Annotated in this window: 20 protein-coding genes; 9 read left to right on the forward strand and 11 right to left on the reverse strand. The window is 64.6% G+C overall.

Annotation, left to right across the window (positions count from 1 at the left end; all coding sequences use genetic code 11):
- Positions 1–18: 18 nt before the first annotated feature.
- Complete coding sequence (locus tag AC56QQ_RS13980) at positions 19–957, reverse strand: NAD(P)-dependent oxidoreductase (protein WP_489862184.1); 939 nt, start codon at positions 955–957, stop codon at positions 19–21.
- A gap of 147 nt (positions 958–1,104) precedes the next feature.
- On the opposite strand from AC56QQ_RS13980, the gene AC56QQ_RS13985 reads away from it, so the two are divergent.
- Together AC56QQ_RS13985 and AC56QQ_RS13990 are read left to right on the forward strand one after the other, a co-directional pair.
- Entirely contained in the window at positions 1,105–2,001 is an 897-nt protein-coding gene (locus tag AC56QQ_RS13985) for an NAD-dependent epimerase/dehydratase family protein (RefSeq protein WP_497127976.1), read from the forward strand.
- A gap of 103 nt (positions 2,002–2,104) precedes the next feature.
- Positions 2,105–2,881 carry a FadR/GntR family transcriptional regulator gene (locus AC56QQ_RS13990; protein ID WP_489863482.1) on the forward strand — a complete coding sequence of 259 codons (777 nt, stop codon included), beginning with the start codon at positions 2,105–2,107 and terminating at the stop codon, positions 2,879–2,881.
- A gap of 189 nt (positions 2,882–3,070) precedes the next feature.
- On the opposite strand, the gene AC56QQ_RS13995 is transcribed toward AC56QQ_RS13990, so the two are convergent.
- Positions 3,071–3,358: a DUF3175 domain-containing protein gene (locus AC56QQ_RS13995; protein ID WP_497127978.1), complete on the reverse strand. Its 288-nt coding sequence runs from the start codon at positions 3,356–3,358 to the stop codon at positions 3,071–3,073.
- 172 nt (positions 3,359–3,530) lie between these two features.
- Between AC56QQ_RS13995 and AC56QQ_RS14000 the strand changes: the two genes are divergently transcribed.
- From AC56QQ_RS14000 to AC56QQ_RS14030, 7 genes are all read left to right on the forward strand, one after another.
- Entirely contained in the window at positions 3,531–4,760 is a 1,230-nt protein-coding gene (locus AC56QQ_RS14000) for an MFS transporter (RefSeq protein WP_497127980.1), read from the forward strand.
- Positions 4,761–4,939: 179 nt separating this feature from the next.
- On the forward strand, positions 4,940–5,968 hold the full coding sequence (gene gntR, locus AC56QQ_RS14005; RefSeq protein ID WP_497127982.1) for an HTH-type transcriptional regulator GntR: 1,029 nt from the start codon (positions 4,940–4,942) through the stop codon (positions 5,966–5,968).
- A gap of 302 nt (positions 5,969–6,270) precedes the next feature.
- Entirely contained in the window at positions 6,271–7,398 is a 1,128-nt protein-coding gene (locus AC56QQ_RS14010; protein WP_497127984.1) for a sugar ABC transporter substrate-binding protein, read from the forward strand.
- Positions 7,399–7,474: 76 nt separating this feature from the next.
- Positions 7,475–9,022 carry a sugar ABC transporter ATP-binding protein gene (locus AC56QQ_RS14015; RefSeq protein WP_497127986.1) on the forward strand — a complete coding sequence of 516 codons (1,548 nt, stop codon included), beginning with the start codon at positions 7,475–7,477 and terminating at the stop codon, positions 9,020–9,022.
- Complete coding sequence (locus AC56QQ_RS14020) at positions 9,019–9,999, forward strand: ABC transporter permease (RefSeq protein WP_489862177.1); 981 nt, start codon at positions 9,019–9,021, stop codon at positions 9,997–9,999. The genes AC56QQ_RS14015 and AC56QQ_RS14020 overlap by 4 nt, the downstream gene beginning before the upstream one ends.
- Positions 9,996–10,982: an ABC transporter permease gene (locus AC56QQ_RS14025; protein ID WP_497127988.1), complete on the forward strand. Its 987-nt coding sequence runs from the start codon at positions 9,996–9,998 to the stop codon at positions 10,980–10,982. The genes AC56QQ_RS14020 and AC56QQ_RS14025 overlap by 4 nt, the downstream gene beginning before the upstream one ends.
- 2 nt (positions 10,983–10,984) lie before the next feature.
- Complete coding sequence (locus AC56QQ_RS14030) at positions 10,985–11,533, forward strand: gluconokinase (RefSeq protein ID WP_497127990.1); 549 nt, start codon at positions 10,985–10,987, stop codon at positions 11,531–11,533.
- Here the strand turns inward: AC56QQ_RS14030 and AC56QQ_RS14035 are convergent.
- The 9 genes from AC56QQ_RS14035 to pbpC all read right to left on the reverse strand — a co-directional run bounded on the left by AC56QQ_RS14035 (position 11,528) and on the right by pbpC (position 21,854).
- Positions 11,528–12,676: a hypothetical protein gene (locus tag AC56QQ_RS14035; RefSeq protein ID WP_497127992.1), complete on the reverse strand. Its 1,149-nt coding sequence runs from the start codon at positions 12,674–12,676 to the stop codon at positions 11,528–11,530. The genes AC56QQ_RS14030 and AC56QQ_RS14035 overlap by 6 nt on opposite strands.
- Positions 12,677–12,758: 82 nt before the next feature.
- The gene (locus tag AC56QQ_RS14040; protein WP_013530871.1) at positions 12,759–13,208 is read right to left on the reverse strand and encodes an RrF2 family transcriptional regulator; all 450 of its coding nucleotides are present in this window, start codon (positions 13,206–13,208) and stop codon (positions 12,759–12,761) included.
- Between the two features lie 256 nt (positions 13,209–13,464).
- Positions 13,465–14,451: a sulfate ABC transporter substrate-binding protein gene (locus tag AC56QQ_RS14045; RefSeq protein WP_497127994.1), complete on the reverse strand. Its 987-nt coding sequence runs from the start codon at positions 14,449–14,451 to the stop codon at positions 13,465–13,467.
- Positions 14,452–14,680: 229 nt separating this feature from the next.
- The gene (locus AC56QQ_RS14050) at positions 14,681–15,721 is read right to left on the reverse strand and encodes a sulfate/molybdate ABC transporter ATP-binding protein (protein WP_497127996.1); all 1,041 of its coding nucleotides are present in this window, start codon (positions 15,719–15,721) and stop codon (positions 14,681–14,683) included.
- Positions 15,722–15,790: 69 nt separating this feature from the next.
- On the reverse strand, positions 15,791–16,675 hold the full coding sequence (cysW, locus tag AC56QQ_RS14055; protein ID WP_489862171.1) for a sulfate ABC transporter permease subunit CysW: 885 nt from the start codon (positions 16,673–16,675) through the stop codon (positions 15,791–15,793).
- Positions 16,668–17,519, reverse strand: a complete 852-nt coding sequence (gene cysT / locus AC56QQ_RS14060) for a sulfate ABC transporter permease subunit CysT (protein ID WP_497127997.1) — start codon at positions 17,517–17,519, stop codon at positions 16,668–16,670. The genes cysW and cysT overlap by 8 nt, the downstream gene beginning before the upstream one ends.
- A gap of 21 nt (positions 17,520–17,540) precedes the next feature.
- Entirely contained in the window at positions 17,541–18,566 is a 1,026-nt protein-coding gene (locus AC56QQ_RS14065; RefSeq protein ID WP_489859980.1) for a sulfate ABC transporter substrate-binding protein, read from the reverse strand.
- A 223-nt stretch (positions 18,567–18,789) separates the two neighbouring features.
- On the reverse strand, positions 18,790–19,548 hold the full coding sequence (locus AC56QQ_RS14070) for a M15 family metallopeptidase (RefSeq protein WP_497127999.1): 759 nt from the start codon (positions 19,546–19,548) through the stop codon (positions 18,790–18,792).
- 215 nt (positions 19,549–19,763) lie between these two features.
- Positions 19,764–21,854: a penicillin-binding protein 1C gene (gene pbpC / locus AC56QQ_RS14075; protein ID WP_497128001.1), complete on the reverse strand. Its 2,091-nt coding sequence runs from the start codon at positions 21,852–21,854 to the stop codon at positions 19,764–19,766.
- Positions 21,855–21,865 lie beyond the last annotated feature (11 nt).

A 21,865-nucleotide genomic window follows, 5' to 3' on the forward strand; every position in this document is an offset into this window, starting at 1 on the left:
CCCGCGCTCGGCGATCCCTCAAATCGTCTGTTTCTTGCCATCCTTGGTCGGCATCAGGTCTATGCCGTTGACCTTGGCGATGTGCGTGGCCAGCATCGGCACGAACTGCTCGGCCGGACCGGTGGCATGGGCGCCGGCGAAGGAATTCTTGGTGGCATTGCCGAGCGGGTTGGCGATGCCGGCCGCACCGGCCATCGATTCGAGATAGGTCAAGTCCTTGAAGGCGTTGGCGATGGAGAATTTGTGGGCGTCGCGGTCGCCCTCCAGCGTCCAGCGCATGAAGGTCTGGTAGAAGCCGCAATCCATGCGGCCGTTGCGGATGACGCTATCGAAGCGCGGCGGCGAGATGCCGACCTTCTGCGCCAGCGCCAGCGCCTCGGAATAGATCGCGGCGTAGCCCAGCGAAATGAAGTTGTTGAGAAGCTTCATGCGGTGGCCATCGCCGGTGTCGCCGATATGGACGATGCGTCCGGCCCAGGTTTCGAGCACCGGCTTCAGCCGCGCAAAGACGGCGTCCGGCGCGCCGACCATGGCATCGAGCGTGCCTTCCCAGGCTTCCTTCGGCGTGCGGCTCAGCGGTGCATCGACATAGTCGACGCCGAGCGCCTTGAGCTCGGCGGCAATCGCCACCGTCGAGACCGGATCGGAGGTCGAGCAGTCGACGACGACCGAGCCTTTCTTCAAGCCCTCCTTGAGGCCGCCGGGACCGCGAATGATGGCCTCGACTTCGCGCGAGCCGGTGACGCAGATGAAGACGATGTCGGATGCCGCTGCCACGTCGCGCGAGGTGGCCGCTTCCACGGCGCCCCGGCCAGCCAAGTCTTCCGCGGGCTTGCGGTTCTTGCGGCCGAGAAAGGTCAGGCTGTAGCCCTTGTCGACGATGTTCTTGGCGATCCCGTGTCCCATCAGGCCAAGGCCGATGAAGCCGATCTTTTCGCTCGCGGCGGTCGTGTTCATGTCGTGTCGTCCTGTTTGCAATGATTGATATTCAGCGCTGCCATTTTCGCAGGCGAGGCGGGTTTTTGCCGCAGGCGGTGGCAGGTGATTGCGGAATGCCTTATTGTCTGACAATACACATAAATCCCAGAGGATGTGGAGAGCAAAATGGCGAAGCGGATCATGTTCACCGGCGGCAGCGGCAAGGCAGGGCGACATGTCGTGCAATATCTGGTCGAGCAGGGCTGCCAGGTGCTCAACATCGACACCAAGCCGCTCGACAATCCCAAGGTGCGCACGCTGATCACCGACATCACCGACAGCGGCCAGGTGTTTAACGCGCTGTCGAGCTATATGGGCCTGCATGAGTTCGACCCGTCGCTGCGCGCCCAGCCGGTCGATGCCGTGGTGCATTTCGCCGCCATCCCGCGCATCATGATTACACCCGACAATGAAGTGTTCCGCATCAATGCGCTCGGCACCTACAATGTCATCGAGGCGGCGGTAAAGCTCGGCATCCGCAAGATCATCATCGCCTCCAGCGAGACGACCTATGGGCTCGTCTTCGCCAACGAGCCGCGCGACCCCAAATATTTCCCGCTCGACGAGGAGTATGACGTCGACCCGATGGACAGCTACGCGCTGTCCAAGATCGTCAACGAGAAGACGGCCCGTGCCTTCGCGCAGCGCAATGGCACCGACATCTATGCCCTGCGTATCGGCAACGTCATCGAGCCGCACGAATATTCGCTGTTTCCGAAATGGTTCGCCGATCCCGGTTTCCGCAAGCGGATCGCCTGGAGCTATGTCGACGCGCGCGACCTCGGCCAGATCACCCTGCGCGCCGTCGAGAAGGATGGCCTTGGCTACCAGGTGTTCAACGCCGCCAATGACGACACCTCGTCCGACCTACCGACGGCCGAACTCCTGAAGCGGTTCTATCCTGGCGTGCCGGTCAAGGGCGAGCTTGGCGAATACGAGACCCTGCTGTCGAACCGCAAGGCGCGCGACGTGCTCGGCTTCCGCCCGGAGCATAGCTGGCGCAAATACGTCAAGATCGCTTGAGCGGGGGAGCAATTCGCGGGTGAATTGTGCATAGCCGCCGGCTTTGCGGGTCAACCCGCTTGCTGCGCTTGACAGCTTGCCCAAACCGGACTTTCTGGTGCCCATGCGGGACGCAAAGCCGAACAAGGAAAAATCGCCGTCGAAAGCGGCGGCCGCCGAGCGCCCGGCCGGCGTTCGCCGGCCCGACGCGGCGCGCATTCCGGGCGCCAGCGTGCACACGTCGCTGGCCAACGAGATTGGCCTGAGGATCGTGCGCGGCGACTATCCGCCCGGCACCATCTTGCCCAATGAAGCCAAATGGTCGGAGACCTTCAGCGTCAGCCGCTCGGCGGTGCGCGAGGCGATCAAGATGCTGATGGCCAAGAGCCTTTTGGCCTCGCGCCCCAAGATCGGCAGCTGGGTCGAGCCGAAGGAGCGCTGGAATCTCCTCGACCGCGATGTGCTCGCCTGGTACGCGACCTCGCCGGACCGCGAGGTGTTCCTGAAAACCGTGCAGGAGTTTCGCCATATCATAGAGCCGGAAGCGAGCGCCTTTGCCGCCATGCGGCGGACCGACGAGCAGATGGCCGAGATCAGCCAGGCTTGCCGCGAGATGGGCGAGGCGGCCAGCCTGCAGGAACGCACCCGCGCCGACACCCGGTTCCATCTGGCGATCCTGCGCGCCTCCGGCAACGATCTTCTGGTGCCGCTCGGCGTGCTGATCGAATCCGCGTTCGATCATCTGTTCGCCTTCACCACCCGGGCCGTTGACGATCTCAATCATGCGCAGAAGTTGCATGAGGCGATCGAAAAGAACATCCGGCTGCAGCGCCCGGACGCGGCGCGCAACGCGGTGCGCAAGCTGCTCGCCAACACCGACGGCGTCATCCGATCCAGGTAAGTCGATAGCCAACCCCCGTAGCGGTGCAGGTCCTCGACGAAGGCTTCGCCATAGCCGGCGCGCGGATCCCTTGTCGATAGCGTGTGACGGACGGGATTGATGCCGATCCCGACTGTCTTGCCGCCAGACCCTTGCAGCCTCTGGATGGGGCCCAGCCTCCAAGGTGGCGGCAGAGGGTGGCGCGGGCGACTAACCTTCCTTGTCACGCCCAAAGGCGGCGCGCAGTTCGTCCTTGGCGTCCTCGAGCACTTGCTTGCGCCTGGCGGGCAGGTTCTTGCCGGCGCGGTTGATGTAGAAATTCAGCATCGACATCGCGGACTGGAAGGGTTCGGCCTTGCGCCGGTGGCTGTGTTCGGCGGATCGCTTGAGAGAGGCGGCAATCTTCCTGGCGTCGTCGGATTCAAAGATGTGATCCTCAAGATCCATCGCGTCGCTGTGCTCGGTCACCTCGGCCGACCATTTCTTCTTCGCCGTCATGGCAGGACTCCCTTACAGGTTGGCTTGTCGGAAAACTCAGCACGTTGGCGTCGGTTCCGCGTGGGAAGTCTGGAGCCACGGATTTGCCCGCTGTGGCGCTGCTGCGCGCGGCGAATGCGCCGATAGTGGTGCAAACGGCAGCCGGTTTTCGAGCCCGCCGACAGGAAACGCCTTGACCCGAACCGATACCAGCCGGCCGAGCCCCGGCATCGACAGCCCCTATGCCTGGATGCGGCTTGCCATCTCGATGCTGCTGGCGACGATCGGCGCCGTCGGCATGTGGGCGGTGGTCGTGGTGCTGCCCGCCGTGCAGGCCGAGTTCGGCGTTGATCGCGCCGCGGCCTCCATGCCCTACACCGCGACCATGGTCGGCTTTGCCGCCGGCAACGTGCTGATCGGCCGCGCCATCGACCGTATGGGCTACTGGATCCCCGCGCTGCTCTCCTCGGTCGCGCTCGCCGCCGGCCTTTTGCTCGCGGCGCTGTCGACCTCGATCCTGCAGTTCACCCTTGCCCAAGGGGTGCTGATCGGTGTCGGCACCTCGGTGATCTTCGGGCCGCTGATTGCCGATATCTCGCACTGGTTCAACCGTCGGCGCGGTGTCGCGGTGACCGCGGCGGCGGCCGGCAACTACCTTGCCGGAGCGATCTGGCCGACCATCATTCCGACGCTGATGAAGGCGGAAGGCTGGCGATTCACCTATGCAGCCATCGGCGTCTTCTGCCTGGTGACCATGGTGCCGCTGGTGCTGATGCTGCGGCGCGGCGCTCCGGCGGCGGCCGCCGCCGGTTCGCCGGGAAGCCGGCCGGTGCAACCGATCTCGCTGTCGCCGGCGGCCTTGCAGGTGCTGCTGGTCGTTGCCGGCCTCGGCTGCTGCGTGGCGATGTCGATGCCGCAGGTGCATATCGTCGCCTATTGCATGGATCTCGGCTACGGCGTGGCGCACGGCGCCGACATGCTGTCGATCATGATGGCAGGCGGCGTCGTCAGTCGGTTGGCGTCCGGCTTCATTGCCGACCGCATCGGCGGCGTGAAGACACTGCTGATCGGTTCGGTGCTGCAATGCCTGTCGTTGCTGTTCTACATTCCCTTCGACGGGCTCGCCTCACTCTATGTCGTGTCGCTGGTGTTCGGCCTGTCGCAAGGCGGCATCGTGCCTTGTTACGCGATCATCGTGCGCGACTACATGCCGGCCAAAGAAGCCGGCCAGCGTATCGGCATCGTGATGATGGCCACCATCTTCGGCATGGCGATCGGCGGCTGGATGTCGGGCTGGATCTACGACCTGACCGGCTCCTATGCCGCGGCCTTCCTCAATGGCATCGCCTGGAATGTGCTGAACCTGCTGGCGATCGGGCTGTTGGTGTGGAGGGCAAGGCGCAGCGCCGCCGTGATGGCCTGAAGCGTCTCTCCACCATATCGCCAGGGAACCGCGCGCCTTGACATCCACCCAAGGCTGCGCGACCCCAGAAACCGGGTGGGTGCGGCAACAGGCCGGTTTGGCATGGCGACAGTGGCAAAGACGCTGAACTTGGTTTCGCGATTGCGTGGCGGCACCGGCCTGGCGCGTGGAGCGCGCCCTTGATCAAGCCGCGCTCACGCCGCGGCGGCGGCCGCCCCACGATTGCCGATGTCGCGCGCAAGGCCGGCGTCGGCGCCATAACCGTGTCGCGCGCCTTGCGCGAGCCGGAGCGTGTCTCGGAAGAACTGCGTCGCCAGATCCAGGCCGCTATCGACGAACTCGGCTATGTGCCGGACCCGAATGCGCGGGCGCTGGCCTCGGCGCGCGCCGAGGTGTTCGGCGTGCTGGTGCCTTCGCTCACCAACAACGTCTTTGCCGAGGTGGTGCGCGGCATCTATGACAGCCTGTCGGACAGCCCGTTCCGCATCCAGCTTGGCAACACCCATTATTCCGGCCTCGAGGAGGAGCGGCTGCTGCAGGTGTTCGCGCCGCAACGGCCGGCAGCGCTGATTGTGGCCGGCATCGACCAGACGCCAACCTCGCGAAAATTGCTTGAGAATGCGGGCTGCCCCGTGGTTCAGGTCATGGAGACCGGGCCCGATCCGGTCGACATGATGGTCGGCTTCTCGCATTTCGATGGCGGCAGGACGGCGACCGAACATCTGATCGAGGCGGGTTACCGCCGGATCGGCTTCATGGGCGCGCGCATGGACCCGCGCTCGCAGCGGCGCCTGGCAGGCTATCGCGCGGCGATGGAGGCCGCCGGCCTGTTCGACCCGCGCCTTGTCACCACCACGCCGGTGCCGTCCAGCGTGTCGCTCGGGCGTGAACTGTTCCGCGACGCGCTGGCCAAGGTGCCGACGCTCGACGCAGTGTTCTGCAACAATGACGACATCGCGCTTGGCGTGCTGTTCGAATGCCATCGCGCCTCGATCGCCGTGCCGAAGACGATCGGCATCGTCGGCTTCAACGACCTCGACATGATGCAGGTGGCGTTTCCATCGATCACCAGCATCCGCACCCACCGCTATGAGATCGGCAGGCGCGCGGTGGCCATGGCGCTGGCGACGATCGCCGGCAACAGGCCGGAACAACGGGTCGTCGACCTTGGCTTCGAGCTCAAGCGCCGCGAGAGCTCCGCTCGTTGAAACACACAGAAGCGACTGTGCGAATGCCGGTTTACAGGCCGATTTGGTAGCGCTACCATTCTGGTCGAGCAGGCGTGGAGCATAGAGGGTAGCGCCTGTTTATTATACATAAGTAACAACTAATTCTTGTTTATTATGTATAATATGATAGTTTTCGCCATGCTGGCGACGACGAGGGGAGGGACCGGGTCGGCCATCACCGGCGACCAAAACGTGCTTGGCAAGGCAGGAGGTGCCGGCCCATCGCGCGAGACTTCGCAAAGCGAAAACAACAATCAGAACTGCAACTGGGAGGAATATCGATGATCAAGTCACTTGTTGGTGGCATCGTTGCCGCCACTGCATTCGTCATGTTGAGCTCGTCGGCGATCGCCGCCGGCCCGGAAATCGTCAAGGGCCCGGCTGCCGAGCCGGATTGCTTCGCACCGTGGGCAGCCGACACGCAGTTCTTCAAGTTTCCCAAGAAGGAAGGCCCGTATCGCATCGCGCTTGCCAACGGCTATATCGCCAACACCTGGCGTATCCAGATGGTGCAGACCGCCAAGGCCTATGCGGCACAGAAGGACGTTGCCGCGAAGCTGAAGGAATTCAAGGTCGTATCGACTGGCGAGGATGTGCCGGCGCAGATCTCCGCAATCAACAACTTCATCGATTCCGGCTTTGACGCGATCGTCGTCAACGCACAGAACCCGACCGCGTTCGGGCCGGTCATCAAGCGCGCCAAGGAAGCCGGCGTCGTGCTGGTCGCCTTCGACAACATCCTCGACACCAAGGACGCCATCAACGTCAACGTCGACCAGAAGGGCCTTGGCGAATTGTGGGGCAAGTGGCTGGTCTCGCATGTGCCGAACGGCGGCAAGGTGCTCGAGGTACGCGGCGTTGCTGGCACGTCCGTCGATACGGATCGTCACGCCGGCATCCATGAGGTCTTCGACGCGTCCGGCAAGAAGTGGGACGTCACCGAGGTCGTCGGCAAGTGGGACGACGGGGTGGCCCAGAAAGCGACGGCCGACGCGATTGCCACCAACGGGCCCTTCGACGGCATCACCGGGCAGGGTGGCGATACCGGCATCGTGCAGGCGATGATCGATGCCAAGCATCCGTTCGTTCCGTTCGGCGGCGAGACGGAAAACGGCTTCCGCAAATTTTGTGCCGCGCATGCCGGCGACGGATTGAAGTGCTCTTCGGCCGGCACCGGCCCGGCCCAGGTGGCGGTTGCCATCAAGACAGCGATTGCCGCGCTCGAAGGCAATGTCGTGCCGCAATCGGTGAAGCTGCCGCTCGCCATTGTCGAGGATCCGAACTTCAAGGAAGGCCAGGATTTCTTCCCCGACCAGTCCGACAATTTCTTCGTCGGTAACTCCTTCCCGACCTGCGGCATCAATTTCACCGCGCAGGAGATCATGGGTCAGACCAAGGAAAACAAATAGTCTGACCAGCCGATGCCGCGGGAGAAACCCGCGGCATCGGCTGCCTGATGTCAATCGCAAATGCCTGGGAGGGCTGATGGACGGCGCGGTTCCGCTCTTGCGCATGGAAGGCATATCCAAGCGCTACGGAGGCGTGCGGGCGCTTGAGAAGGCTGATCTGTCGGTCTCGGCCGGCAGCATCCATGCCATCCTTGGTGAAAACGGCGCCGGCAAATCGACGCTGATCAAGGTCATGGCCGGTGTCGTGGCGCCCGACGAGGGCCGAATGATGCTGGACGGCCGCGAGGTAACCTTCGCTTCACCCGGTGCGGCGAACAAGGCCGGCATCGTCTGCATCTTCCAGGAGCTGTCGCTGGTTCCCGAACTCAGCGTCGCCGACAACATCGTCATTTCCGACCCCCCGACCCGCTTCGGCATGATCGACCGCAAGGCGCAGCGCCGTATCGCGGAAGAGGCGCTGGCGCGCGCGGGTGCCGCCGACATCCATCCGCTGGCGCTGGTCAAGGACCTGCCGTTGTCGCGCCGGCAGATGGTCGAGATCGCCAAGGCGCTGGCACGCAAGCCACGCATCCTCATTCTCGACGAGGCGACGTCGGCGCTGACAGCGGCGGACGTCTCGAAGATATTCGCGGTGCTGAAGCGGCTGCGCTCGGAAGGGCTGGCGCTGCTCTACATTTCGCACCGCATGAACGAGATCGCCGAACTGGCCGACCAGTGTACCGTTTTTCGCAACGGCCGTAACGTCGCCAGCTATCCGGCGGGCTCGAAGAGCGACAATGAAGTGGTCGAGCTGATGATCGGCCGCGAATACAGCCATATCTTTCCACCCAAGCCGGCGGCGGCACCCGCCACCACAGCGCCGGTGCTCGAAGCCCGCAAGCTCTCCTGGGCCGACCGGCTGCACGACGTCTCGCTGACCGTCAAGGCCGGCGAGGTGGTCGGCCTCGGTGGCCTCGACGGCCAGGGCCAGCGCGAGTTGCTGCTGGCCTTCTTCGGCGTGCTGCGCGGCCTGTCGGGCCAGATCCTCATCGACGGCAAGCCGGTCGCCATCGCCAGCCCCGCGGCCGCGCGGGAAGATAGCATCGGCATGGCGCTCATTCCCGAGGACCGCAAGACCGAAGGCCTGATGCTGCCGATGACGGTGCGTGAAAACCTGTCCTTCGCCGCCCTCGACAGGCTGTCGAAAGCCGGCGTCATCGACCGGGCCGCCGAGCAGCGACTGATCGACGACATGGTCGGCCTGCTTGCGATCAAGACGGCGGGCCTCGACATTCCCGTCGGCGCGCTGTCGGGCGGCAACCAGCAGAAGGTGGTGATCGCCAAATGGCTGATGCGGCAACCGCGCATCATCCTGCTCAACGATCCAACGCGCGGCATCGACGTCGGCACCAAGCAGGAGCTCTACCTGCTGATGCGCAAGCTCGCCGATGCCGGCGCCGCGATCCTGTTCTATTCGACCGATTATGACGAGCTGATCGGCTGCTGCGATCGCGTGCTTGTGCTCTATGATGGGGCGGTCAAGCGCGAACTGGTCGGCGCCGGGATCACCGAGCGGGCGCTGATCGCCAGCGCGCTCAACATCCATGGCGAGGACAGCCCGGTGACCCAGGGAGCGGACGCGTGAAGGATTGGCGCTATTGGCTGGCCGAACAACGCGGGACGCTGCTGGCGCTTGGCATCTTCATCGCCATGTTCGCCATCTACACCTCGAACCACCCGGCGGGCTTCACCGCCAATGTCGTGCAGACGGCGGCGAACAAGGGCGTGCTGCTCGCCTTCGTCGCCATGGCGCAGACGTTGGTGGTGATCACCGCCGGCATCGACTTGTCGGTGGGCATGATCTTCCTTTTGACCAACTGCCTGGCTTCCTGGCTGGTGGTGGGCACGCCGATGCAGACGACGCTCGGCGTCATCGCCGTGCTGGCGGTCGGCCTGCTCTGCGGCGCCATCAATGGCGCCATCGTCATCTATGGGCGGCTGCAGCCGATCGTCGCCACCATTGCCACCGGGGCCGTCTATTACGGCATCGGCCTGTTGCTGCGGCCATTCCCCGGCGGTTCCGTCAATGAGAACCTGGCCGATGCGCTGACGGGCCGCGTGTTCGACGTGGTGCCGGCGAGCCTTGTTGCCCTGCTTGCCATCGTGCTGGTGATCTGGGTGCCATTCAGCCGCTCGGTGCTAGGCCGCGCCGCATATGCGGCGGGATCATCGGAAACCGCGGCCTACATGTCCGGCGTGCCGATCCGACGCGGCAAGTTCGCCGCCTACACGCTGGCCGGATTGCTGGCAGCGATCGGCGGGCTGTTTCTTACCTTCTTCACCTATACGGGCGATGCGGCCTATGCCAGCGGCAACGCCTACACCCTGTTCTCGATCGCCGCCGTGGTGCTCGGCGGCGTCTCGCTGTTCGGCGGCAAGGGCAGCGCCATCGGCGCCATCTTCGGCGCGCTCGCCTTCCGCACCATCGGCGACCTCTTGTTCGTCTTCGATTTCGATCCGCTCTGGCAGCCTTTGTTCCAGGGGGTTATCCTTTTGGTCGCGGTCAGCCTCGGCGCCTTCGCCCTGTTCAGGGTCCGCAACCGGCTGGAGTGGTTCCTGTGAGCGAAACGACCATCGGCGGTATTGCCGGACGCATGCCGAAATTCATCCGCCGCGCCGATCCGGCCGTCGTCACCGCATTTGCCTGCATCGTGCTGCTGCTATTTCTCGGCAGCCTCTATTCGCGCAGCTTCCTGTCGCCTGAGTATCTGCTGCAGCAGCTCAAGGTGGCGTCGTTCCTCGGCGTCATCGCCACCGGCATGATGCTGGTCATCCTGCTCGGCCAGATCGACCTGTCGGTGCCGTGGTCGGTGGCGGCGGGTGCCATGATGGCCTGCGCGGCCGCCGCCTATGGTCCGGCCGGCGTGGCGCTGGCGATCCCGTTCGGCATCTTCTGCGGCGTGCTGATCGGCGTCGTCAACGGCATCGGCGTCGCCTATCTGCGCATCCCCTCGATGATCATCACGCTGGCCACCAATGCCGTCGCGCAAGGGCTTATGGTGGTCTACACCGGCGGCTTCTCGCCGCAGGATTCCGCGACGGGCGCGATGCGCTATCTGGCGACCGGTTTTGCCATTCCGGGCGTGCCCAACGCAGTCGTCATCTGGGCGCTGATCGGGGCGGCGATGGTGTTCGTGCTGACCCGCACCAGCTTCGGCCGCACTGTCTACGGCATCGGCAACCGCGAGCGCGCCGCCTATCTCTCGGGCATCGACACACGGCGTGTGGTGATGATCGCCTTCGCCGTCTCCGGCGGCCTGTCGGCCTTTGGCGGCGTGCTGCTGGCCGGCTATGCCTCCAAGGCGGCGCAGTCGATGGGAGACGCCTATCTCTTGCCGTCGATCGCGGCCGTCGTGCTTGGCGGCACCTCGATCCTCGGCGGGCGCGGCTCCTATCTCGGCACCGTTGCCGGCGTCATCCTGATCACGCTGCTGCAGTCCATTCTTTCAGTCATGCAGATGCCGGAGGCGGGGCGGCAGATCATCTATGGCGTTGTCATCGTCGCCATGCTGTTGCTCTACGGCCGCGCGCCAGCAAGCCGCTGACAGTGGACGAAAAGGCAGCACAGGCGCCGACTGGCGCTCCCGGCTCGGTGCCTCCGGCCATCGTGGTGATGGGTGTCGCCGGTTGCGGCAAGTCAGCCGTCGGCACCGCGCTGGCGGCCGCGCTGGGCGCAGTGTTCGTCGAGGGCGACAGGCTGCATCCACCCGAAAATGTCGCCCGCATGGCAAGCGGCGAGCCGCTCACCGATCAATTGCGCGAAGGCTGGCTCGACGCGATCGGCGAGCGCATCGCGACGCTGGCGGGGCAGGGACAAGGGGTGGTTGCCGCCTGCTCGGCGCTGAAGCGCAGCTATCGCATGCGCCTGAGCGGCTTCCGGCAGGATATTGTCTTCCTCTATCTGGAGATCGACCCTGCCACCGCGCGGCGGCGTGTCGGCAACCGCAAAGGCCATTTCATGCCGGCGAGCCTTGTCGACAGCCAGTTCGCCATCCTCGAGCCGCCGGCGGTGGATGAGCGGGCCTTGACGCTCGACGCGACGCGCCCGGTCGGCGAACTCGTCGCTGACGCGGTTCGTCGGATACGCCGGTCATGAGCCTTCATCATCAGTGCCGAGGCTGGTGCTGTCCTGGCGCTCGGTCAGCCGCTGGTGGCGAGACCACGACATCATCTGCTCGGGATAAAGCTTCAGGGCCTCGATCAGGCGGTCGCGCTTGAGCAGGATGTAACCCGCCTGCAACGCCATGCTCTTGGCACCGTCCCCGGCCATGCCCGCGGCCGAGACGGTCGATGGCGCCGGCACCAGCTCCTGGCTCAGGACGGCCCGGTATTCGCGGAAGGGAACCACTTCGAAAGTCGACATGGCAAACAACGCCGTCTTGCCCCTGGCGGCGAAATTCGCCGGTGCCGAGGCGAGATACGTCCAACCGCTCTCGCCCATGGCGACCTCGGCGAAGGTCGAGCCGGCATGAATGGTGTTGGTCATCATCACCACACCATTCTCCTTCAGGATCCTCTGGATGCGGATCGTGACCTGATAGGCGCCGTCGCGGTCAAAGACGATCCGACTTTTGAGGAACCGGTTCTCGACATTGATCAGCGGCGGGTTCAGGAAACGCAGGCCGAATGCCGTTTCGGAAACACCGTGCGTGTTGACGCTCACCTGATGTGCTTCGACACCGGCTTCGTGCAGGGCGCGCTTGCCGATCATGGTCTGGGCGGTGAACTGATCGCACCAGAGGATGGCGCCGTGGCCGCGCAGCAAAGCTGACCTCAGCCCATCGAGCCCCTCCAGGCGGATCGTTGGCGACCAGCGGCCAGCGACCAGATGCGCGGCCAGCTGCAGATGGCGGCGGTGGCGTGCCGCCAGCAACGCCTCGAACAGCTTGCGCGGATCGATGCCGTCGCCGAGCACCGCGCGCGTGGCGGCGGCATAGTCCGTAAATTCCTTGAGCATATGGCGCTTCAGGCGAAACCTCGACACCCGGTCGCAGACCGGTGCCCACCAGCGCACCGGCAGCGCCGCCGCCACCGTGATATAGAAGACCGACAGCAGGCTTTCGCGAAGATCCCTGTTCGAGAAACGGCGAAGCCTGCCAGGGTGCACCAGCTTGCGGCTGAAGAAGCGGACATCCTCGGCATGGTCGGGGACGAAGACGTCGGCGATGATTTCAGTACGGAATGTGGCTGCCGATGTCAGCTTGCGGTTGCGGGATTTTGCGAACCACGACAGCCTCATCGGTCTATCCTGTCTTCTAAACCCGCTGTACCGCGTCGGCATGGGCCGCTCAGCCTTGCGACGGGAAACGTCGCGTGGTGGTCTAGATTTGCGACGTCAGCTCGACCGGGAAATCGTCATTGTCGGCATCGCGCATGGCGGCGAGGCTGCGATTGTCCAGCACTTCGGCGATCGCCTGGCGCACCTCCAGCATCATGTGCCGGACCTGGCAGGTCGCCTCGTCGCAGTCCTCGCAGCGCTGATACTGCGTCCGGCTGGCGCATGGGATCGGCGCCAGCGGCCCGTCAAGCACGCGCACGACATGGCCGATCTTGATTTCGGAGGCTGGCCGGGCGAGGCGATAGCCGCCTTCCTTGCCCTTGCGGCTCTGCACGAAGCCTGCGTTGCGCAACTCGCCAAGGATGGCATCCAGGAATTTCTTCGGGATGTTGTTGGCCACCGCGATGTCATTGACGAATGCGAGTTGGCCGGCCGGCAGGCCAGACAGATGCACGAGGGCCTTGAGGCCGTATTTGCCTTTTTTCGTCAGCATGCCCGAGTCAACCCATAAAGCCCCAACCACTCGCCTCTGGCGACTGTTTGTGTGCAAATGATGACGTTTTTATCACGCGATGAGGTTTCGCCCAAAAACAAGCCGTCCGATGACACGTTAGGCACAAACGCGTTGATTCTTTGTAACGTTTTGCACGGATGACGCCGATATTTCGCCGGAAACCGGGTTTGCGGCATATGGAACGAAAAAGCCGGCAAAGCGCCGGCTTCCTTATTGATCGCGGATGTTGCCGATGTCAGCGGCTGCCGTAGGTCTGGTCGAGCAGGCCGCCGGCGGCGAAATGCTCCTTCTGGATCTTGTCCCAGCCGCCGAAGACGTCTTCCACCGTCAGCAGGCGGACATCGGGAAACTGGGCCTTGTATTTGGCGGCGACGGCTGCGTCACGGACCCGGTTGCCGTTCTGGGCGAGGATGTCCTGGCCTTCAGGCGTGTAGAGGAAGTCGAGATAGGTCTTGGCGAGATCGCGGGTGCCGTGCTCGTCGGCGACCTTGTCGACGATCGCCACCGGGAATTCGGCCAGCAGGCTGACCGAAGGCGTGACCTGCTCGAACTTGTCATCGCCATATTCCTTGCGGATGCCGCGTGTCTCCGACTCGAAGGTGATCAGCACGTCGCCGATCTCGCGCTGCACGAAGGTGGTGGTCGCGGCGCGGCCGCCGGTGTCGAAGATCGGCACGTTGTTGAACAGCTTGGTGACGAATTCCTTCACCTTGGCGTCGTCGCCCTTGAAGGCTTCCTTGGCGTAGGCGGTTGCCGCCAGGTAGGTGTAGCGCGCATTGCCCGAGGTTTTCGGGTTGGGGAAGATTACCTGCACGTCGTGGCGCACGAGATCGTTCCAGTCCTTGATGTGCTTGGGATTGCCGGCGCGAACCAGGAAGGACGGCAGCGAATAGAAGGGCGAGGCGTTGTTTGGGAAATCCTTCTGCCAGTCGGCGGAGACAAGACCCTTCTTGACCAGGAAGTCGATGTCGATAACCTGGTTGAAGGTGACGACATCGGCGCCAAGGCCCTCGGCGATGGCGCGTGCCTGCGCCGAGGTGCCGGCATGCGACTGGTCGATGGTGACGCCCGGATGGCCTGCTATGAAGGCCTTGTTGACCTGAACGAACAGTTCGCGGCCGACATCATAGGAAGCGTTGAGCAGCTTGTCGGCCGACCAGGCTTGGGAGGATGCGAGGAACAGGCCGGCGACGGTGACAACGCCAAGGAAAAATCGCTTCATGAAAACGGGCTCCGGATGCAATGCGTTTGTGGCTCGAAGATAGCCGTGATGCATGGTCCGCGACGAGGCACACTCCGCGGCTCCGTGGCCGCACCCCGAGAAAAGATATCGCTGGAACAGCCTGTTGTTAGGATTTCCTTCCAAGGAGAGTCATTCTGGGCACCTTGGCAGCGGCGCCGACGCCCCTTGTGCGCACAATCCTTCTAGAAGCGATGGAACGGCTGAGAGATCAAGCGGGCGGGAAGAGGGTCCATCGACCGGGCCGGAAGGCGACGCGGCTTTTCTGCGCGGCGGGATGGTCGACGGGCAGTTCGATCTCGACCCGCTGGCGGTCGCCGCCGATTTCGAGCTCGACGCGCCTGGTGCCGGCGACGCGGCGGCTGGCGGCCACGGTGCCGACGATGCAGCCGCTGCAGCCATCCAGCAGTTCGACATCGTGCGGGCGGAAGTACAGCGTCGCCTCGCCCGGGGGCTGGTTGGGCGCGGCAAGCCCGATCGGCCGGTCGGCGATCCAGACCTCGCCATTCTCGATCTTGACGGGAAGCGAGCTCGATTCGCCGATGAAACCGTAGACGAACGGCGAGTTCGGCGTGTCGTAGATGTCGTCGGCGGTGCCGACCTGCTCGATGCGGCCCTGGCTCATCACCACGACACGGTCGGCAAGCTCGAGCGCCTCTTCCTGGTCGTGGGTGACGAAGACGGTGGTGTGGCCGGTGGCGTCATGGATATCGCGCAGCCAGCGGCGCAGTTCCCGGCGCACCTGCGCGTCGAGCGCGCCGAACGGCTCGTCGAGCAGCAGCACCTTGGGTTCGATCGCCATGGCGCGCGCCAGCGCCACGCGCTGGCGCTGGCCGCCGGAGAGCTGCGCCGGATAGCGCTTCTCCAGCCCCGAAAGCTGCACCAGATCGAGAAGCTCGGAGGCACGGCGGCGGATCTCCTGCGCCGGCGGGCGCGACGGTCCGTGCCGGACCTTCAGGCCGAAGCCGATATTGTCGGCCACCGTCATGTGCCGGAACAGCGCATAGTGCTGGAAGACGAAGCCGACATTGCGCTCCTGGATCGACCGGTGCGAGGCGTCCTCGTCGCCGAAGAAGATCTTTCCCCGCGTCGGCCGCTCCAGCCCGGCGATCAGCCTGAGCAGCGTCGTCTTGCCGGAACCGGATGGCCCCAGCAACGCGATCAGCTCGCCCGACTTGATGTCGAGCGAGACGTCGTGGAGCGCCGGAAACCGCTCGAACTCCTTGCGCACGTTGGCAACGCGAACTTCCATCTACAGTCCCTCAGCAGGCGATGCCTGTCATTGTCCCAAAACCGCTACACACTTTTGGGCGACAGGCATCTAGTGTCCGCGCGCCGCGGCGATCTCGGCGCCGTAGCGCATCTCCAGAAGTGTTTTCAAGACCAGCGTGACGAGCGCCAGGCCGGCAAGCAAGGAAGCGACGGCAAAGGCGCCGACGGCGTTGTACTCGTTGTAGAGGATCTCGACATGCAGCGGCATGGTGTTGGTCAGGCCGCGGATGTGGCCCGACACCACCGAGACCGCGCCGAACTCGCCCATGGCGCGGGCGTTGCACAAAAGCACGCCGTAGAGCAGCCCCCATTTGACGTTGGGCAGCGTCACATACCAGAAGGCCTGCCAGCCATTGGCACCAAGCGAGAGGGCCGCCTCCTCGTCGCCACTGCCCTGTTCCTGCATCAGCGGGATCAGTTCGCGGGCGACGAAGGGGAAGGTGACGAAGATGGTGGCCAGCACGATGCCCGGCACGGCGAACAGGATGACGATGCCATGCGCCTTCAGCCAGCCGCCGAGCAGCCCCTGGGCGCCGAACAGAAGCACATAGACCAGGCCCGATATGACCGGCGAAACCGAGAAGGGCAGGTCGATCAGCGTGGTCAGGAAGGCCTTGCCCTTGAACTCGAACTTGGCGATGGCCCAGGCGGCGGAGAGGCCGAAGACGATGTTGAGCGGCACCGCGATCGCCGCCACCAGCAGCGTCAGCCGGATCGCCGAGCGGGTGTCGGGATTGCCTAGCGCCTCGGTGTAGGCGCCGATGCCCTTGGCCAGCGCCTCGTTGAAGACGACGATCAGCGGCAGCAGCAGGAAGATGCCGAGGAAGGCGAAGGCGATGGCCATCAGCACGGCCTGCGCCGGGCGGCTTTCGGTCACCGCCGCCGACTGGCTCTCATGGTGCGGTTCGTAGGATTTGATCTCGGGATCAGCCATAGCGCTTGCGGCTCCATGACTGCGCCAGATTGACGACCAGGAGCATGACGAACGACAGGGCCAGCATGAGCGCGGCGATCGCGGTCGCCGCCGGGTAATTGTATTCCTCAAGCCGGATGACGATCAGAAGCGGCGCGATCTCGGATTTGTAGGGCAGATTGCCGGCGATGAAGATGACCGAGCCGTATTCGCCGACGCCACGGGCGAAAGCCAGCGCGAAGCCGGTGACGATGGCCGGCGCCAGGCCCGGAAACAGGATGCGGGTGATGATCTGGAAGCGGCTGGCGCCAAGCGTGGCGGCGGCTTCCTCCACCTCCTTGTCGATCTCCTCCATGATCGGCTGCACGGTGCGCACGACGAAGGGCAGGCCGATGAAGACCAGCGCGATGACGATGCCGAGCGGCGTGTAGGCGACCTTGATGCCGAGCGGCATCAGCAGTTTGCCGATCCAGCCGTTGGGCGCGTAGAGCGTGGTCAGCGCGATGCCGGCCACCGCCGTCGGCAGCGCGAAGGGCAGGTCGACCATGGCATCGACGATGCGGCGGCCGGGAAAGCGGTAGCGCACCAGAACCCAGGCGACGAGCGTGCCGAAGACGACGTTGACGGCCGCCGCAACGAAGGCGGTGCCGAAGCTGATCTCCAGCGCGTTGACGGTGCGCCGGTCGGCGGCGATGGCCCAGAACTCGGTCCAGCCAAGTGCGGCCGAGCGCCAGACCAGCCCCGACAAGGGAATGAGAATGATCAGCGTCAGGTAGGCAAGCGAGAAGCCGAGCGTCAATCCGAAACCCGGAATGACACTCGGCTGTCTGAACCGCCACCCCGCAGGAGCGGGTGCTATGGTCATATCGTCCTGAATATCGACTGCTTACTGGGGCTTGTAGATCTGGTCGAATATACCACCGTCGCCGAAATGATAAGGCTGGGCCTTCTTCCAGCCGCCGAACAGCGGATCGTCGATGGTGATCAGCTTGATTGGCGGCAGCTTGGCGAGGTCCTCGGCCGGCACCAGGTCTGGCTTGGACGGACGATAGTGGTTCCTGGCGATGATCGTCTGCGCTTCCTTGGAATAGAGCCAGCCCAGATAGGCTTCGGCGACCTTGCGCGTGCCCTTGGCGTCGACATTGGCGTCGACCACCGCCACCGGCGGCTCGGCCAGGATGGAGGTCGGCGGGTAGACGATGTCGAAATTGTCGGCGCCGAACTCGTCGAGCGCCAGATAGGCCTCGTTCTCCCAGGCGATCAGCACGTCGCCGAGGCCTTTTTGCGCGAAGGTCACGGTCGAGCCGCGCGCGCCGGTGTCGAGCACCGGAACATTGGCGTAGAGCTTGCCGACGAATTCCTTGGTCTTGGCTTCGTCGCCGCCATCATTGGCGTTGGCGTAGGCCCAGGCGGCAAGATAGTTCCAGCGCGCGCCGCCCGAGGTCTTGGGGTTGGGGGTGATCACCTGGACGCCGTCCTTGACCAGGTCGTTCCAGTCGTGGATGGCCTTGGGATTGCCCTTGCGGACAAGGAAGATGATGGTCGAGGTGTAGGGCGCCGAGTTGTTGTCGAATTTGCCGCGCCAGTCCGCATTGATCTTCTTCGACTTGGCGACGATGGCGTTGATGTCGCCTTCGAGCGCCAGCGTCACCACATCGGCGTCGAGGCCGTCGATCACGGCGCGGGCCTGGGCACCCGATCCGCCATGCGATTGCTGGATGGTGACCGTCTCGCCGGTCTCGGCCTTCCAGTGCGCGGCGAAGGCTTCGTCATAGGCCTTGTAGAGCTCGCGTGTCGGATCGTAGGACACGTTGAGGATGGTGGTGTCGGCGAACGCGAAACCGAGCGTGCCGAACTGGACAGACGTGGCGACCAGCGCGCCGAGCAGTTTCCGGAAATGAGGTTTGGTCATTTCTGCCTCCGTTGAACCCGCGCCAAATCTACCGAATTGATAGAAATAAGATGCATTGAATGTTGCCTTTTTTGCCCCCTTGAAGAAAATTTTCGACGGAATTTCGCCATGCTGGGAAATATTTTCCTCGGTGCACCCCTGTGTGACGAATCCGTGCCGCCACTTTCGCCTATCTAGAAATGAGGCGTGTTGAGGCAAGGTCGTATGGAACTGGTCCCGCGATTTACTCTGCGGTAACCGGAAAATCGAAGCGCTCTTTCGCGAACGGTTCATCTGCCAGCGTGAAGTGCCACCATTCGCGGGCATAGTTCACAAAACCGCCGGCGCGCATGGCATCGACAAGCATCTTGCGGTTTGCCGGCGCTTCCTTGCCGAGCGGGCGGTGGGCGGTTTCACTCATCGGGTCAAAGCAGTCGAAGCCGGTGCCGAAATCGAGTGTGTCGGCATCGACAGCGCCGCAGGCCGGTTTCGGGCTGGACCCGCGGCCGGTTCGGGCGATGGCGAGATCGACGGTCGAGCCGCGCGAATGCGCCGACAGACGGGCGACATAGCCCTTGGCGATGAGATCGCCGCGCCTGACTTTCGGATACCATTGCGGATCGGGTGGTCCGCCTTTTCTGGTCCATTCGCCTATGTCGGCCACAGCGCGGACAGGGCGATAGCAGTCGAACACAACCAGCGTCAGGCCCCTGGCGGCAATTGCCTTCTGAACGCCGGAAAGGGCTTCCGCCGCCTGACGGGTGAGGATGCAGACCGGCGCGTCGTAGCCGGTCACCTTGCGGTGCAGGAAATTGTCGGATCCGGCGTAGCGGATGTCCTGGCGGATCGAGGCATCGATATGGGCAAGCCGAACAAAACCGGCGGGCAGGGCATCCGCGAAGGCGGGGAAAGAGGTTGCCGTTAGAAGAGCTGTTGCTGAGAACGCCAACCCCACCGACAATCGAGGATTGCGCGAGACACCCCCCTCTGCCCTGCCAGGCATCTCCCCCGCAAGGGGGGAGATTGAGCGCTCAGCCGCTTTCGCCAGTCTCCACCGTCGCAGGAGTGGGCTAGGCGCTGGAACTGCTGATCTCCCTCCTTGCGGGGGAGATGGCCGGTAGGCCAGAGGGGGGTGCCTCGCAACAGATATCAAAACCGAAGTATCCCTCTACGCAACAAGCGTCCAGAAAGCCAATTCAATGAGTCGCTTGGCTCGGTCTATTCGACGAACACCTTCACGCTGGCCGCACGTCCCGCGGCGTCGATGACCGTCAGGGTCGAATAGCCGGTGCCGTCCGGCTGCCAGGTCGCGGTGCGGCGGCGGTCGATGCCGGTGAGCGGCTTGCCATTGGCCAGCCAGCGGAACGGTGCGCGGCCGCCTTGCAGCTTCAGCACCAGGGGCGAGGCATCGGCGGAGTTGGTGGCGAGATCGACCCGGGCGCCGTCAGGCGGGAAGATAATGGTCGGCGCGGGTTCGGTCACCGTTGCCTGCACCAGGCCGTCCGCGCCGGCGCCGAAGCGGGCGAGCGTTACCGGGAGGTCCTCCCGCTTGGGACTGAACACGCCGGGCGGCTTGCCCGGCAACGGCACGGTGACCAGGCCCGAACGGACGAAGCCCTCGAACAGGATGGGGGCGGCCGAGACATAGCCGGACAGGCCCGGCACCGCGCCGGCATCGGGGCGGCCGACCCAGACGCCCAGCACATAACGGCCGTCGAAGCCGACCGACCAGGCATCGCGGTAGCCGTAAGAGGTGCCGGTCTTGTAGGCGATGCCGCGCTGCGAGGCACCCTCGGGCGGCTTGACGCCCGACAGGATGTCGATGATCTGCCAGTTCGCCTGATCGTCGAGGATGGTGGCGGTGGTGCGCTCGGCGTTTGCCGGCTCGGTGCCGTCATGCAGCGTGTGCGTCTTGCCGCCATTGGCGAGCCCTGTGTAGAGTTGGACGAGATCACGCAATGTGACGCCGACGCCGCCAAGGCCGATGGCAAGGCCCGGAGCCTCGTTGACCGGCAGTATGGGGTTTACACCGGCCTGGCGGAAACATGCGGTCAGGCGTGCCGGGCCGACCGCGTCGAGCACGCGGATCGCCGGCACGTTGAGCGACAGTTGCAGCGCCTGGCGGATGCTGACATCGCCCTGGTAACCCATGTCGAAATTCTTCGGCCGGTAGCCGCCGAAATCGACCGGGCTGTCCTCGATCAGCGTTTCCTGCGCCACCAGGCCTTGCTCGAAGGCAAGCCCGTAGATGAACGGCTTCAGCGTCGAGCCGGGCGAGCGCACGACCTTGGTCATGTCGATCCAGCCAGAGCGGCTGGCGTCGAAGAAATTGGCCGAGCCGACCTCGCCAAGGATATCGCCGGTGCGGGCGTCGGCCAGCACCATGGCGACGGACAGGCGGGGTCCAAGCTTGGTGGCGGCGTCCCTCGCCACCTGTTCCAGCCCTTCCTGGACGCTTTTGCGGATGGTCAATCGCAAGGGCTGGCCGGGCACCGCCTTGGGCAGCATCGCATAGGCGGCGTGGGCGGCGAGCGTCGGCAGCGTGCGGCGCAGGCCCGACACATCATCGAGCGCGGCGCGCGCCGCCTCGCGTTCGCCCAGCAGGCCGGAGGACACCATGCGGGTCAGCACCCGGTCGCGCGCGGCATGCGCAATCCGCAGATTGCGGTCGGGCCGGCGCTTTTCCGGCAGCTGCGGCAGAGCGACGAGCAGGGCGGCTTCCGAAACGGTCAGCCGCTTCGGCTCCTTGCCGAAATAGGCTAGCGAGGCGGCGCGCACGCCTTCGAGATTGCCGCCATAAGGCGCCAGTGTGAGGTAGCGTTCGAGGATCTCGCGCTTGGACAGCCGCCGCTCGATCTGGATGGCGCGCAGCATCTGCTTGATCTTGGAGCCGAGGCTGCGGCTTTCGCGGGGTTCGATCAGCCGGGCCAATTGCATCGACAGCGTCGAGCCGCCGGAGACGATATGGCCGCTGCTGGCGAACTGGCCGGCGGCACGGGCCAGCGCCAGCACGTCGACGCCCTCATGATCCCAGAAGCGCTTGTCCTCATAGGTGACCAGCATGTCGACGAACTGCTTGTCGACCTGGTCGAGCCGGGTTTCGAGCCGCCAGTAACCGTCCGGCGTGGCGAAGGCGCGCAACAGCTGGCCATCGCGGTCCTGGACTTCGGTGGAGACGGTGAGTTCTGCCGGGAGCGGGGGCGGGAAGGCGCGGTCGAGCTCCCACAGGCCAACGGTAGCGACTGCCATGAGGCCGGCGAGGGAGGCGCCCGTGATGGCGGCCCGGCGCAGGAATCTTCTGGAGAGCATGGCGCCGCCCC

This window comes from Mesorhizobium sp. RCAM 05099, assembly GCF_059683685.1.